Origin of the sequence: Achromobacter marplatensis (assembly GCF_049060505.1) — a bacterium.
Lineage (GTDB): Bacteria > Pseudomonadota > Gammaproteobacteria > Burkholderiales > Burkholderiaceae_B > Achromobacter > Achromobacter marplatensis_A.
In genome coordinates this window covers 51,734-65,786 of the sequence record NZ_JBMGRB010000015.1, presented here as the reverse complement: position 1 = coordinate 65,786, position 14,053 = coordinate 51,734, and the positions used below count along the sequence as shown (strand labels likewise).

General features: G+C 66.1%; 13 protein-coding genes. 2 read left to right on the top strand and 11 right to left on the bottom strand.

Annotated elements, in window-relative coordinates:
- Window positions 1-2 precede the first annotated feature (2 nt).
- The 6 genes from ACI0FO_RS27950 to ACI0FO_RS27925 form a co-directional block, all read right to left on the bottom strand.
- Window positions 3-1,250, bottom strand: a complete 1,248-nt coding sequence (locus tag ACI0FO_RS27950) for a metal-dependent hydrolase family protein (RefSeq protein WP_416031849.1) — start codon at window positions 1,248-1,250, stop codon at window positions 3-5.
- Window positions 1,251-1,276: 26 nt separating this feature from the next.
- Window positions 1,277-2,158 (bottom strand): ABC transporter permease, encoded by an 882-nt coding sequence (locus ACI0FO_RS27945; RefSeq protein ID WP_416031848.1) that lies wholly within the window; start codon window positions 2,156-2,158, stop codon window positions 1,277-1,279.
- A gap of 8 nt (window positions 2,159-2,166) precedes the next feature.
- Window positions 2,167-3,213, bottom strand: coding sequence for an ABC transporter ATP-binding protein (locus ACI0FO_RS27940; protein ID WP_416031847.1), 1,047 nt, complete (start codon window positions 3,211-3,213; stop codon window positions 2,167-2,169).
- Window positions 3,214-3,216: 3 nt separating this feature from the next.
- Window positions 3,217-4,080, bottom strand: coding sequence for an ABC transporter permease (locus ACI0FO_RS27935; protein WP_233214203.1), 864 nt, complete (start codon window positions 4,078-4,080; stop codon window positions 3,217-3,219).
- Between the two features lie 254 nt (window positions 4,081-4,334).
- A complete protein-coding gene (locus ACI0FO_RS27930) occupies window positions 4,335-5,432 on the bottom strand; it encodes a M14 family metallopeptidase (protein ID WP_416031846.1) in 1,098 nt (365 codons plus the stop codon).
- On the bottom strand, window positions 5,429-6,760 hold the full coding sequence (locus tag ACI0FO_RS27925) for an MFS transporter (protein ID WP_416031845.1): 1,332 nt from the start codon (window positions 6,758-6,760) through the stop codon (window positions 5,429-5,431). Before ACI0FO_RS27925 ends, ACI0FO_RS27930 begins: the two co-directional genes overlap by 4 nt.
- Window positions 6,761-6,940: 180 nt before the next feature.
- Here ACI0FO_RS27925 and ACI0FO_RS27920 point away from each other — a divergent pair, with 180 nt between their 5' ends.
- Both ACI0FO_RS27920 and ACI0FO_RS27915 read left to right on the top strand, forming a co-directional pair.
- Complete coding sequence (locus ACI0FO_RS27920; RefSeq protein WP_416031844.1) at window positions 6,941-7,837, top strand: LysR substrate-binding domain-containing protein; 897 nt, start codon at window positions 6,941-6,943, stop codon at window positions 7,835-7,837.
- A 107-nt stretch (window positions 7,838-7,944) separates the two neighbouring features.
- Entirely contained in the window at window positions 7,945-8,652 is a 708-nt protein-coding gene (locus tag ACI0FO_RS27915) for a FadR/GntR family transcriptional regulator (protein ID WP_416031843.1), read from the top strand.
- Between the two features lie 39 nt (window positions 8,653-8,691).
- Here ACI0FO_RS27915 and otnK read toward each other — a convergent pair whose 3' ends face one another.
- Genes otnK through ACI0FO_RS27890 form a run of 5 tightly spaced genes read right to left on the bottom strand, consistent with a single transcriptional unit; the run spans window position 8,692 to window position 14,033 of the window.
- Complete coding sequence (otnK, locus tag ACI0FO_RS27910; RefSeq protein ID WP_416031842.1) at window positions 8,692-9,945, bottom strand: 3-oxo-tetronate kinase; 1,254 nt, start codon at window positions 9,943-9,945, stop codon at window positions 8,692-8,694.
- Window positions 9,942-10,850: an L-threonate dehydrogenase gene (gene ltnD / locus ACI0FO_RS27905; RefSeq protein WP_416031841.1), complete on the bottom strand. Its 909-nt coding sequence runs from the start codon at window positions 10,848-10,850 to the stop codon at window positions 9,942-9,944. The genes otnK and ltnD overlap by 4 nt, the downstream gene beginning before the upstream one ends.
- A gap of 43 nt (window positions 10,851-10,893) precedes the next feature.
- On the bottom strand, window positions 10,894-11,868 hold the full coding sequence (gene denD, locus ACI0FO_RS27900) for a D-erythronate dehydrogenase (RefSeq protein ID WP_416031840.1): 975 nt from the start codon (window positions 11,866-11,868) through the stop codon (window positions 10,894-10,896).
- Between the two features lie 10 nt (window positions 11,869-11,878).
- A complete protein-coding gene (gene otnI / locus ACI0FO_RS27895; protein WP_416031839.1) occupies window positions 11,879-12,664 on the bottom strand; it encodes a 2-oxo-tetronate isomerase in 786 nt (261 codons plus the stop codon).
- 40 nt (window positions 12,665-12,704) lie between these two features.
- On the bottom strand, window positions 12,705-14,033 hold the full coding sequence (locus ACI0FO_RS27890) for an MFS transporter (RefSeq protein WP_416031838.1): 1,329 nt from the start codon (window positions 14,031-14,033) through the stop codon (window positions 12,705-12,707).
- Window positions 14,034-14,053 lie beyond the last annotated feature (20 nt).

Here is a 14,053-nt window from a genome sequence, read left to right as displayed (position 1 = left end):
GCTTACACCCCCAATGCGTTGTGTTCGATGACGCCGCCCTTCATGATCAGGGCCAGATGCTCGCCCTGCCCCAGCAGGCAGGACAAGTCGCGGTACGGGTTGCCGTCCACCAGCAGCACGTCCGCCAGGGCGCCCGGCTGAATACGGCCAAGCTGGCCCACCTGGTTCAGCACCTCGGCAGCCGTGGTGGTGGCGCACTGAATCACTTCCTGCGCGGACAGCACTTCGTTGCGGATACGGAATTCGTCGCTCTGCAAGCGCTGTGACGGCCCCAACAAGTCCGAGCCGTAACCGATCTTCACCCCCGCCTTTTTGTAGATCTCTAGCGAATGCAGGCCGGCGGTGCGCACGGTCGCGATTTTCGCGACGGAATCCGGCGGCAGGCCGTAATCGGCCCCTTCGTTGGCCAGCGCCTCATAGGTGACCAGCGTGGGCACCACGAAGGCGCCCTTCTCAGCCATGAAGCGCGCCACGCGCTCGTCCACCAGGTTGCCGTGTTCGATCGTGCGCACGCCGTTACGAATGGCGCGCTCGATGGCGTCCGCCGTGTAGGAATGCGCCATCACATACGTCTGGCGGCTGGCCGCTTCGTCGACGATGACGCGGATCTCTTCTTCCGAATAGCCAAACGACGCGATGGGATCGGTGGGCGAGGCGACGCCGCCCGAGGCCATCATCTTGATCTGGTCAGCGCCCATCTGGAGTTCCTGCCGCACCGCTTTGCGCACATCATCAATGCCGTCGGCCACGCGGCCGATGTCACCGGCGCGAAAGCAGCAGCCGCAAAAACTCATGGGACGCAGGTGGTCGGAACGCGGACGCGGATCGCCGTGGCCGCCCGTCTGGCTGATGGCGCGGCCCGAGATGAACAGGCGCGGCCCCTTGACCGTGCCTTCGTTCACAGCGCATTTCAAGCCCCAGCCAGCGCCGCCCGCGTCGCGCACCGTGGTGAAACCGCGGCGCAGCATCGCGGCCATGATCGGCACCGCGCGCATCATCACCAACGCGTCCGGCAATACGCCCTGCGTGCTCAGGTTCAGCTGCGTGGCCAACACGTGCACATGCAGGTCGATCAGGCCGGGCATCAGCGTGCGGCCGGCGGCGTCGATCACCTGCGCGGATGCGCAAGACAGCGGCTTGTCGGACACTTCCTTGATGACGCCGTCCTCGACCAGCACATGGTGGCCTTCCAGCAGGTCGGCCTGCAAGGGATCAAGCAGGTTCGCGTTTTTGAACAATACGGATGCCATGAAAGTTCCTTGTTATGGATTCGGCATCAAGACGCCATGGTCTTGATGTAGCGCCGATGGATCAGCCAATTCGAAATCAATGCGATGACCAGCGTGCCGCACACCAGGATGACGGCCAGGGCGGCGCCGAACGGCCAGTTCGAGGCGCGGGTGATCTGGTCATATAGCGCGGGCGCCATCATCGTCAGGCCGGAGCCCCCCAGCAGCACCGGCGTGGCGTAGGCGTTCATGCACAGGATGAAGACCAGCATCGTGCCCGCTGCCACGCCCGGCGCGGCAATGGGCAGCACGATGCGGCGAAACGTCGTGAAGAAGCTGGCGCCCACGTTGCGCGCGGCCTCTTCCACCGACAGGTCCATGCCTTCCAGCACGCTTTGCAAGGTCAGGATCAGATAGGGCATAACGACGGCGGTCGTGCCGATGACCACCGCCGTCGGCGTGTACATCAGCGTCAGCGGCCGGTCGATCAGGCCCACGCCCTGCAGCACGGCGTTCACCACGCCCGCGTTGCCCAACGCCACCATCCAGCCCGCCGCCCGGACCACGTTGCCGACCATCAGCGGGAACACCAGCAGAATCACGAACAGGCTCTTGTACCGGCTTTGCGTGCGCGCCAGAAAATACGCCACGGGAAAGCCCAACACCAGCGCCAGCACGGTGCACAGCCCGGCCACCCACAAGGTCGTGAAGAAAATATCGCGGTAGTACGGGTCGCCAAAGAACTTGGCGTAGTTCTCAAAGGTGAAGGCGGTCTGCATCAGTTCCGCCGGGTCGAAATGGTTGAAGCTGTAGCGCGCCAGCTGAAGGATGGGGACCATGATGATCACCAGCACTACCAGCGACGCGGGAAAAGCCAGCCCCGGCCCCAGCCAGCGACTGGGCCGCCCGTCTTGGTTCGCAGTGGTCATGGCGGCTCCTATTGCGTGAAGGCCACGCAGTCTTCGGGCTCGAAGCATGCGTAGACCCGCGCGCCTGCCGCAGGTTGGGCACGGCCCGCGCCGCCATTGACGATCTGGCTGATCATGCGGTTGCCGCCTTCCAGTTGCACGCGCACCTCCAGCACCGACCCCAGGTACAACGACGACTCGACGACGCCCGCCAGCGCATTGCCGCCTTCGGGCTGGCCGGCCAGCCGCACGCGTTCCGGGCGCACGCCGACATGCGTGGCGCCGGCCCCGCCGGGCGTGACGATGCGCTGGCCCGTATCGGTATGGAACTGATTGGCCCCATCGCCGCGTCCCGTGAACACGTTCATCTTGCCCAGGAAGTCGGCCACGAAAAGGTTGGCCGGACGCTCGTACAGCGTGTCGGGCGCGCCCACCTGTTGCACGATGCCGTCGTGCATGATGGCCATGCGGTCGGCAATCGCCAGCGCCTCTTCCTGGTCGTGCGTAACGAACACGGTGGTCAGGCCAAGACGCTGCTGCAACGAACGGATCTCTTCGCGCACTTCCAGCCGCAGCTTGGCGTCCAGGTTGGACAACGGTTCGTCCAGCAGGAATACCTTGGGCTCGATGGCCAGCGCGCGCGCAATCGCCACCCGCTGCTGCTGGCCGCCCGACAACTGGCGCGGATAGCGTTCGCGTAGTTCGGTCATACGCACCATGTCCAGCACCCGACGGATCTTGGCGTCGCGGTCGGCCTTGGGCACCTTGTGCATTTCCAGCCCGAACGCCACGTTTTCGGCCACCGTCATGTGCGGAAACAGCGCATAGCGCTGGAACACCATGCCGGTGTCGCGCTTATGCACGGGCAGCCGGGTGACGTCGGTGTCGCCGATGCGGATGCGGCCCGCGGTGGGCGTGATGAATCCGGCGATCATGCGCAGGGTGGTGGTCTTGCCGCAGCCGCTGGGGCCCAGGAACGTCACCAGTTCGCCTTCGGCGATCTCTAGTGAAAAGTCGGACACCGCGACGGCCGCGCCGAACTGCTTGCGGATATTTTCGATTGAGACCTTCGCCATTTCTTACACCACCTGACTGAGTTTCACGTAGCGGTCGGTCACAAGCATGATGATTCCCAACAGCAAGATTTGCACCGAGGCCACCGAAGCGATGGTCGGGTCCAGATTGAATTCCAGGTACTGCATGATGGCGATCGGCAGCGTGGTGCGGCCCGGCCCCACCAGCGACAACGACAGTTCCAGGTTTTCGAACGACACCACGAAGCTGAACAGCGCGGCCGCCACGATGGAGGGGCGCAGCATCGGCAGCGTCACGCGCATGAAAGCGACCGGCGCGCTGGCGCCGAGGTTGCGCGCGGCTTCCTCGATGGAACCGTCCAGGCCGGCCATCCCCGCCGTGACCAGGCGCACCGTCCATGGGATCGTCAGGCAGACGTGCGCGATGACCAGGCCGCCGAAGGTACCGATGATGTCCTGGTCCAGCAGCTCTTCGGCGCGCAGGTAGAACAGATAGATGCCGACCCCCGCGACGATGCCGGGAATCAGCAGCGGCGACAGCAGCAAGGTGTTGATGCCCTTGCTGCCCTGGAAGCGATAGCGGGCGATGGCCACCGCGGCCAGCACGCCCATCGCGACACCGATGGCGGCCGCCACCAGCGACACCTGGAGACTGAACAGGAAGCCGTTGGCGAACGCCGGGTTCTGCCACGCCTTCACGTACCAGGACAGCGTGTAGCCGGATGGGGGGAAGTAGAGAATGGCGTCCTTGAAAAAGCTCAGCCAGACCACCAGCACGATGGGGCAGAGCATGAACGCATACATCAGAACGACGAAGACGCGGTGCAGCCACGTTGCCCACGGGATCACGCGAATGGGCTTGATCCGGGCGGCCGTGACGGCCGGGTCCAAAGGAGGCGCGCTATGCAAATCCTGATTCCTTGTCAGCGAGTGCCGGCTCGGTTTGAAACTCCTCCGGTTTGAACTCTGCGGTTCGTTCGGTTAACCCAAGCATATCGACGGGTTGCTGCCCGGCTCAACTAGGGATAACCCAACACTGGGCCACACTCGCGGGTAATCCCTGGCGTAGCGCTTCGCACAGGTGCAACCCGCTACGGCAGAAGAGCCGTAGCAGGTGCAACCCAAGGATCAATGCAGGCTTGCGGGCCCTGCGGACGCAGCGGTCAGCGCGCCGCTTCCAGCCCGCACAGCGCTTGCAGCACCGCCACGCGGCTTTGGCCCAGCACCATGCCGTGCCAGTCGTAGGCGTGGCAGTAGAACGCGTCTTGCGTAGCTTGCAGGATGTCGCGGCGCAAGGCGGGCGGCGCATCGGGATTCGAGCGCAGCCAGTTGCGGCCGCGCAGCGCCAGCACGATGTCGTCGAACGGCACGGTGCCGTATTCCAGCGCCATCAGCGTGGATGACGATTCTGGGCAAGCCTGATAGATCAGGCCGGCCAGATGGCCGGTGATATCGACCGAGGCGGACGTGCCTAGAAACGGCACGGCGATGTCCAGGCCCCACCATTGCCGCGCACGCTCCACGTCGGCGTCATCACGCCGGCCCGCGTAGATCTTTTCGCCGTGTCCGCGCGGGCCCAGGCCCGTATGCACGTCGATCCACCCGATGTGCGCGTACTGGCGGGCCTGTGTTTCAAGGATGCGCCGCAGGTTGGCAAGCGATGCCGCCGGCGCGGCGCCGCCGTAGAAAAGCCCGTCGGCGTGCGTGTACTGCCCGCGCGACACGGCCTGGGCGAAGGCAGCCTGCCCATGTTCGGCCACATAGCGGGCCAGGCCACGCTGGTTCTCTTCCGACGGGGGCCATTCTTCGGGCAACAGCAACGGGTGCAAATCGCCATAGCCCGGGTTGACCGGTAGCGGCGTGGCGCCGAACGGCTGGGCATTGCGGTTCAGGTCCACATTGCCTTCGTCGGTGCGGGCGATCCACGAAAAACCGTAGGGATTCACCGCGTGCACCAGCAGCACGGCCACGCCGGCTTGCCGCGCGCGCTGTAGCATCGCGGCGTCATCCATCAACGCGAACTGACAACCCGCGCCGCAAAAACCTTCCACGCCATGCGTGGCCGAGGTCATGATCAGCAGGCGCGTTGCACCGGATGCGCCGATCAGCGCCGTTTCGGTGGCCAGCGCCTCGCCCTGGCTGCCCATGGCTTCGATCCGCCAGGACCGCACGTCGGCGCCCAGGCGCTTGGCATCGGACAGAAAGCGTTCGCGCGATTCCGCGTAGCTGCGGGGGAAATAGCTCGTACTGCCGGGCATCATGCCTCCTGGGTGTCGATTGCGTGGCCGGTGCGGTCCTGGATCCAGAACAGCACGACGGTGGATAGCGCCACGGTCACCATCAAATACCAGGCAGGCGCCAGCGGGTTGCCGGTGACGTGCAGCAGCCACGTCACGAAGAACTGCGCGAAACCGCCAAAGACGGAGATGCCCAGACCATACACGACCGACATCCCCGTCGTGCGCACGGCCTTGGGAAACAATTCGGGCAGCATCGTGATCGTGGGCGCCATTTGCAGCGCCATCAGGACGGCCAGCAGCGCAATCACGGTCATCAACCGGGCCGTGCTGGGCGCGGACACCAGCCACTGAAAGCACGGCAACAACGCGCAGATGGTTGCCGCGCGCGACCAGAAAATGACTTTCTTGCGGCCGTAGCGATCGGCCAACATGCCGACAAGCGGCGCGATCGCAAAGCCGATGGCGCCCAGCACGACGCTGGCGAACAAGCCCGACGACGCCGGCAGGCCCAGTTCCTTGCTGGCGTAGGCGGGCATGTAGAAGCCGATGATCTGCGCGCACACCATGCCGCCGATCACCAGCAGGATGCCTTTGACCACCCGCGCCTTGTGGTGCGCGAACACCAGCCGCAGCGGTTGGTGGCCCGATGCGGCGCGCGCGGCCTGGGGCGCATGGGTGGGCTCCAGCGTCTCTTCCAGGTTGCGGCGGATGTAGGCGCCGACCGGCACCGTCAGGATGCCGATCACGAAGGGCACACGCCAGCCCCACGCCTGCATCTGGTCCTTGGTCAGCACGGCAGTCAATAGCGCCACGGTCAGCGCGCCCAGCATCACCCCCAGCGACTGGCTGCCGAACTGCCAGCTGGAATAGAAGCCCCGCTTATCCGCCGGCGCATGCTCCAACAGCAGGGTGGTCGACGCGCCCACCTCGCCGCCCGCGGCAAAGCCCTGGATCAGCCGCGCCAGCACCATCAGCACGGGGCCCATCACGCCCATCTGGGCGTAGGTGGGCGCCGCCGCGATCAACGCGCAGCCCAGCCCCATCAGCCATAAGGTCAGCGTCATGGCCGCGCGCCGGCCACGGCGGTCGGCATAGGAACCGATCAGCATGCCGCCCACCGGGCGCATCAGGAACCCCACGCCGAAGGTGGCGGTGGTCAGCAGCATCTGGCCATAACCGGACGCGGCCGGAAAGAACAGCGGGCCGATGATCAGCATCAGGAACGTAAAGACGGTGAAGTCGAAGAACTCCAGCGCATTGCCGATGGTGGTGCCGGCGATCACGCGCCGACGCGCCGCCGAAGTATGCAGAGGCTGCCGGCCAAGCGCGGCAGCGATAGCGATAGACATGTTTTCCCCTTAATGCCCGTGTCGGGACGCCGGTCCGTGAATCCGGACGCTGTGACGGCCGCGTCTGGATGAATATACGGATGGCGGACGATAAGGAAAAGACAGTATTTTTGTTCCAGTGAAACCTTTTCCTTATATGTTGACTCGTCCTGGGACGGGTCCGACACCGGACGCTCCGCCATGAACCTGCGCCAACTGCGCGCCTTTGTCCTGATTGCCGACCACCGCAGCATCCGCGCCGCGGCACGCGCCCTGTTCGTCACCCAACCCGCGGCGACGCGCAGCCTGCGTGAACTGGAGCACAGCGTGGGCGCCGAACTGGTGCGCCGCAGCGCTCGCGGCGTGGAACTGACGACCTATGGCGAGGCGCTGTACAAGCGCGCCGTGCTGATCCTGCAGGAAGCGCGAAAGGCGCAAGAGGAAATCGGGCAGATGCGGGACGGGGAAGGCGGCACGCTGAATCTGGCCATCAGCTCTTCGGCGCTGACGGCGCTGCCCGCCGCGCTGATGGCGTTCCGCGCCCGGATGCCGCGCGTGGCGGTGTCGTTCAACGAAGTCGCGCCGCCCTACAGCCACGAGCAATTGGAATCGGGCCGCTACGACTTGCTGGTGCAGACAGAGTACGACGGCGACATCGAGGACGGCTTCGCGCGGCAGATCTTGTTCACGATGCCGATCGCGGTGGGCGCGCGCGTCGGACACCCGTTGCGCCACGCGCGTAGCCTCGCCGACATGCACGACGCCCTGTGGCTGCTGCCGGGAAACAGCCACGCGCCAGCAAACTTTCTCAAGTTGGCGTTCGACGCCCACGGGCTGCCGCCGCCGCGCGACGTCATCCCCTGCCAGTCCATCGCGATCGCGCTGGCCATCATGGCCGAAAGCGACGCGCTGGGCATCTTCGTGCGGGCCTTGTTCGACCACCAGTTGATGCCGCGGCCCTTGCGCATGGTGCCGCTGGCGCACGAGCTGCCCCCGGCGCGCGTGTCCATCCTGACGCGGCCCGACTCGCCGCCCACGCCGGCGGCGCAGTGCTTCGTCGATTGCCTGATGGCGGCACGCCCGCGGCCGGCCGCCTAGGGTCTGCGGGAAGCGCCGTCGGCCCTGGGGCAACCGGTTATCATTGGCGCCGGGCCAGCCGGTGGCATCCACACCGGCCTGCCGCCCTTATTCTGCGGTCATTATCCATGGCGTTTCCACGACTTCCCTCCCCTCCCACGCTGACCGACACCGTCGCCAAGCGTTTGCTCGCCGAAATCGACGAGGGCCGCGTGCTGCCCGGCGAAAAGCTGCCCACCGAAGCCACGCTGGCGGAACAGTTCGGCGTCAGCCGTACCGTCATCCGAGAAGCGGTATCGCGGTTGCGGCAGGACGGCATCGTGGAAGCGCGGCAAGGCAGCGGCGTGTTCGTTACGGGCTTGACGGGCAACCGGGCGCTGCGGATCGATGCCGCCGAATTGAGTTCGCTGGATGCCGTGCTGCACATCGTGGACTTGCGCCGCGCGCTGGAAACCGAGATCGCGGCTCAGGCCGCCGCCGTGCGCAAAAAGCGCGACATGACCGAAATAGACCACGCGTTGGCAGCGATATCCCAAGCGGTCGCCGACGGCGGCGACGGCGTGAAGGAAGACGTGGCGTTCCACCGCAGCATTGCGCGCGCCACCGGCAACCCGTACTTCCTGACCACCCTGGCCTTTGTCAGCCAATTCCTGGAAGCCGCCACACGCGTGACGCGCGGCAACGAGGCCCGCCACGCCAACCTGATGCGCGATGTCATGCAAGAACACATCGCCATTGTCGAAGCCATCCGCAACCAGGACGTGGAAGGCGCCCGCGAAGCGGCCCGCATCCACATGGTGAATGCGGCCAAGCGGCTGAGCCAGGCGCATCGCTAAGCTGGTGCACATTGCGGGCCTTGCCCGCCGCGCCGGAGCCTACCCAAATGCCTTGATGAAGAAATCCGGCGTGCCGAAGTTGCCCGACTTCAGCGCGATGCTGACATCGCCCTGCGCAATGGGCGTGTAGCCCGCGCACCACGGCACGCCCGGGTCGATCTGTTCGCCGATGGCGATCTGCTCAAGCCCCAAGGCCTGCACCACCGCACCCGACGTTTCCCCGCCGGCCACGATCAACTGCCGCACCCCGCGTTCCACCAGACCGACCGCGATGCGGGCGATGGCATCCTCGATCATGGCGCCCGCGCGCCCGGCCCCCAACGCGCCCTGCGCCTGCTTGACCGCGTCTGGCTGCGCGGTGGAATAGACCAGCACCGGGCCATCCTGCATGCGCGGTTCTGCCCAGGCCAGCACGTGCGCGACCACGTCTTCGCCGGCAGCCAGCCGCATCGGGTCCAGCGCATAGGCCGGACGGCCGCTGGCGATAAAGGCGGCCACCTGCCCATTGGTGGCGGTTGAGCAACTTCCCGCCAGCACCGCCCGCAGGCCGGCGGCGCGCACCGGGGCGGCGGCGCCAGCGGGCGCCAGGCCCCAGTTGCCCGGCAGTCCGATCGCCACGCCGGACCCTGCCGTGACCAGCGCCATCCCGCGCAGCGCGGGCCCCAGGGCCAGCAGATCGCCGTTGGACACCGCGTCCACGATGGCGATCTCGACCCCGTCGGCCTGCAGCGCCTGAATGCGCGCCTGGATCGCCTCGCTGCCTGCGGCCACCACGGTGTAATCGATCAAGCCGACTTTGCGTGAGGTCTGCGCCGACAGCACGCGGACAAGGTTTGGGTCCGTCATTGGCGTCAGCGGATGGTGCTGCATGCCCGATTCGTTCAGCAACACGTCGCCCGCGAACAGATAGCCCTTGAATACCGTGCGCTTGTTGTCGGGGAATGCCGGCGTGGCGATGGTGAATGCCGTGCCCAACCGCGTCATCAACGCGTCGGTCACGGGGCCGATATTGCCTTGCGGCGTGCTGTCGAATGTGGAGCAGTACTTGAAGTAGATCTGTTCCGCGCCCTGAGCCTGCAGCCATTCCAGCGCGGCCAGGGACTGTGCCACGGCCTCGTCCGCCGGCAAGGTGCGCGTCTTCAGCGCCACGACCACGGCATCCGCGTCATCGCGCAACGGCGTGCCGGGAACGCCGATGGTCTGCACCGTGCGCATGCCGGCGCGCACCAGATTGTTGGCAAGGTCGGTGGCGCCCGTGAAATCGTCGGCGATACAGCCCAGTTTGATGTTCATTTTGCCTCCGGCAACGTGATACCCGGAAAGATCTTGATGACGGCGCTGTCGTCTTCGCGGCCATGCCCGGCAGTGGATGCCTGCATGAACATCTGGTGCGCCGTCGACGCCAGCGGCAACGGGAATTTCGTGTGGCGGGCCGTATCCAGAACCAGGCCCAGGTCCTTCACGAAGATGTCCACCGCCGACAGCGGCGTGTAATCGCCGGCCAGCACGTGGGCCATGCGGTTTTCGAACATCCAGCTGTTGCCCGCGCTGTGCGTGATGACTTCGTACAAGGCATCGGCGTCGACGCCTTCGCGCAACCCCAGCGCCATCGCTTCGGCGGCGGCGGCGATGTGCACGCCCGCCAGCAGCTGGTTGATGATCTTGACCTTGCTGCCTGCGCCGGCGCGGTCGCCCAGGCGATAGACTTTCCCTGCCATCGATTCCAGCACGGCGCCGCAGGCCTCGTAGGCTGCGGCGCTGCCGGCAGTCATCATCGTCATCTGCCCCGCGGCAGCCTTGGCCGCGCCGCCGGAGATCGGCGCGTCCAGATACAGGACGCCCTGCCCGGCCAGGCGCGCTTCCAGGGCGATGGACCAGCTGGGATCCACGGTGGAGCACATCACGAAGACGGCGCCCGCGCGCAATGCGGCGGCGATGCCGCCGTCGCCATACAGCACGGCTTCGGTCTGCTGCGCATTGACCACCACGCTGATCACGATGTCGCAGGCGGCCGCCATGTCGGCCAGCGTGGCGCAAGCCACGCCGCCCTGCGCGGCAAAAGCCGCGGCGGCTTCCGGCCGGATATCGTAGACGTATACGTCGTGGCCGACGCGGCGCAGGCTTTGCGCGATCCCCGCGCCCATGGCGCCCAGGCCGATAACGCCGACGCGGCGCGAAGAGGTTTGCTGTTGTGTCATGTCTTTCGTCGTCCCGGGAAATCCAAGGGCTGCCAGCCGCCGCTTAACGCGGCAGGTCGTCGGCCAGGTAGGCGCGGATAATTTCCGCAAAGTCGCTGTCGCCCTTCAGTCCCAGGCGGGTAGCGCGGGTGGTGTCCCACCGGCCCGGCCAGCTTCCCACGATGCGTTCGACGCGCTCGTCGGCTTGCCAGGTGATGCGGTCGGCGACCTTGTCGCCCGCCACGTCGCGCAGGGCTTGCGCCATCTCGGCCACCGTGACGGACACGCCGGGCAAGTTGATCGGCGCGCGGTCGGCCACGGCATCGGCTGGCAATTCGCAGCCCGCGATCAGCGCCTGGATCGCGCCGCGCGGCGACAGCAGCCACAGGCGCGTATCCGCGCCGACCGGGCAGACGGCCGCTTCGCCATTCAACGGTTCGCGAATGATGCCGCTGGCGAACGAAGACGCGGCGGCGTTGGGGCGGCCCGGACGCACGCTGATCGTGGGCAGGCGCAACACGCGGCCGTCCACGAAACCGCGGCGGGTGTAGTCCGCCAGCAGCAGTTCGGCGATGGCCTTCTGTGTGCCATAGGACGATTGCGGGTTCAGGGCCGTGTCGTCGCGCACCGTCTCGGGCAAGGCGCCGCCGTAGACGGCCACCGAGCTGGTGAAGATCACGCGCGGCTTGTGGCCCAGCGCGCGGCACGTTTCCAGCAAGGCGCGCGACGCGTCCAGGTTGATGCGCATGCCTAAATCGAAGTCCGCTTCCGCCTGGCCGCTGACGATGGCGGCCAGATGGAAGATGGCGCGCGTGTCCGCGTCGATCGCCTGACGCAGCACCGCTGGGTCGGAGATATCGCCTTCCAGCGAACGCACGCGCGGATCGGTCAGTGCGTCGGATTTGACGACGTCCAGCAAGTCGATCTGCGTGATGGGTTGCGGCCCGGTGGCATCAAGCGTCAGCACGCCTTGCGCGAGCAGTTTGCGGGCCAGCCGCTGGCCCAGGAATCCGGCGCCGCCGGTGATCAGGATCTTCATGATGGGATGCTCAATGGTTGGCAAGATAAGGGTGGGCCCAACCCAGCCCGGCGGACGTGCCGGCCTTGGGGCGGTATTCGCAGCCGATCCAGCCGGCGTAGCCCAGCGCGTCGATCCGCTCGAACAGGTAGGGGTAATTCAGTTCGCCCAGGTCGGGTTCGTGGCGATCCGGCACGCCGGCGATCTGGATGTGGCCGATGCCGGCCATGTCGCGTTGCAGCTTCACCGCGATGTCGCCTTCGACGATCTGGCAGTGATAGCAGTCGAACTGCACCTTCAGGTTAGGCGCGCCGACCTGGGCGCAGATCGCTTGCGCGTCGTCCTGCCGGTTCAGGAAGAAGCCGGGGATGTCGCGCGTGTTGATGGGTTCTATCACGATGGTGATGCCGGCGGACTGGGCCGCGCGGGCCGCGAACGCCAGGTTCTTCAGATAGGTATCGCGATGCGCCGCGCGGTCGTCGCCCGGGCGGATCAGGCCGGCCATCACATGCAGAGTGCGGTTGCCCAACTGGCCGGCGTATTCCAGCGCCTGGTCCATGCCGCGCTGGAACTCGCTTTCCCGACCCGGCAGCGATGCGATGCCGCGTTCACCGGCAGCCCAATCCCCGGGCGGCGCGTTGAACAGCGCCTGCGTCAAGCCGTTGTCCTGCAGGCGCGCTTTCAACTCAACGGCGGTGAATTCATAAGGAAACAGGAATTCGACGCCGGTGAACCCGTCGCCGGCGGCCGCCTGGAAGCGATCCAGGAAGGCGTATTCGGCGTACATCATGGTCAGATTGGCGGCTAGGCGCGGCATGGCGGTTCCTTGGGGGTGAAGTGAGGGCGGCGCGCGGCCATCAACGGTTGACCAGCTTGGCCGGCGTGAACCACACGGCGATGGCGCCGATCACCAGCACGGCGGCCAGCACGTACATGCCGGATGCGGTCGAGCTGGTCAGGTCTTTCAGGTAGCCGATCATGTAGGGGCTGGCGAAGCCGGCCAGGTTGCCCACCGAGTTGACGATGGCGATGCCCGCCGCCGCCGCGGTGCCCGACAGGAAGGCGGTTGGCAGCGACCAGAACAACGGCGCGCACGTCAGCACGCCGGCCGCGGCCATCGACAGGCAGATCAGCGACACCACGGTGTTGTCGGCGAACGACGCCGCCGCGGTGAAGCCCACCGCGCCCGCCAGCGCCGGCACGATCAGGTGCCAGCGGCGTTCGCGCCGTTTGTCGGCCGAATGGCCCAGCAGGTTCATCACGACGATGGCGCAGAGGAACGGAATGGCGCTAAGCAGCCCGATGTTGAAGGCGCCCGTGACGCCAGTCGACTTGATCAGCGTCGGCATCCAGAAGGTCAGGCCATATTGACCGGCGACGAACGCGAAGTAGATCAGGCACATCCACCACACGCGCTTGTCCGAAAACACGGCGCGCAGCGAGTGCTTTTGCGTGCCCGTCTGCTTCTGGTCCTGCTCGATCTCGCGTGTCAGGATCTGCTTTTCATCGGCGGTCAGCCACTTGGCGCTGGAGATGCCGTTGTCCAGGTACATGACGGTGGCCACGCCGATGAGCAGCGCGGGAACCGCTTCGATCAGGAACATCCACTGCCAGCCCTGCAGGCCGTGCGTGCCGTGAAAGGCTTCCATGATCCAGCCGGACAGCGGGTTGCCGAAGATGCCGGCCACCGGAATGGCGGACATGAACAGCGCGATGATCTTGGCGCGGCGGTGGGCCGGGTACCAATAGGTCAGGTACAGGATCACGCCCGGATAGAACCCGGCTTCGGCCAGGCCCAGCAAGAACCGCAGGATGTAGAAGCCGGTGGGCGTCTCGACGAACATGAACATGCCGGACAGGATCCCCCACGTGATCATGATGCGCGCGATCCAGATGCGCGCGCCCAGCCGGTGCATAAGCAGGTTGCTGGGAACCTCGAACAGGAAATACCCGATGAAGAACACGCCGGCGCCCAGGCCGAACACGGTTTCGCTAAAGCCCAGGTCTTGCGACATCTGCAGCTTGGCAAAACCCACGTTAACGCGATCCAGATAGGCGATCACATAGCAGAGCATCAAGAACGGCACCAGGCGCCAGAACACCTTGGCATAGGCGCGGGCGGTCTCGCGGGATTCAGGCGGCATCGCCGCAGCGGGTGCAGTCGATGCGATTTCCATCGGGGGCATGACAGGTCTCCAAAAGGGTG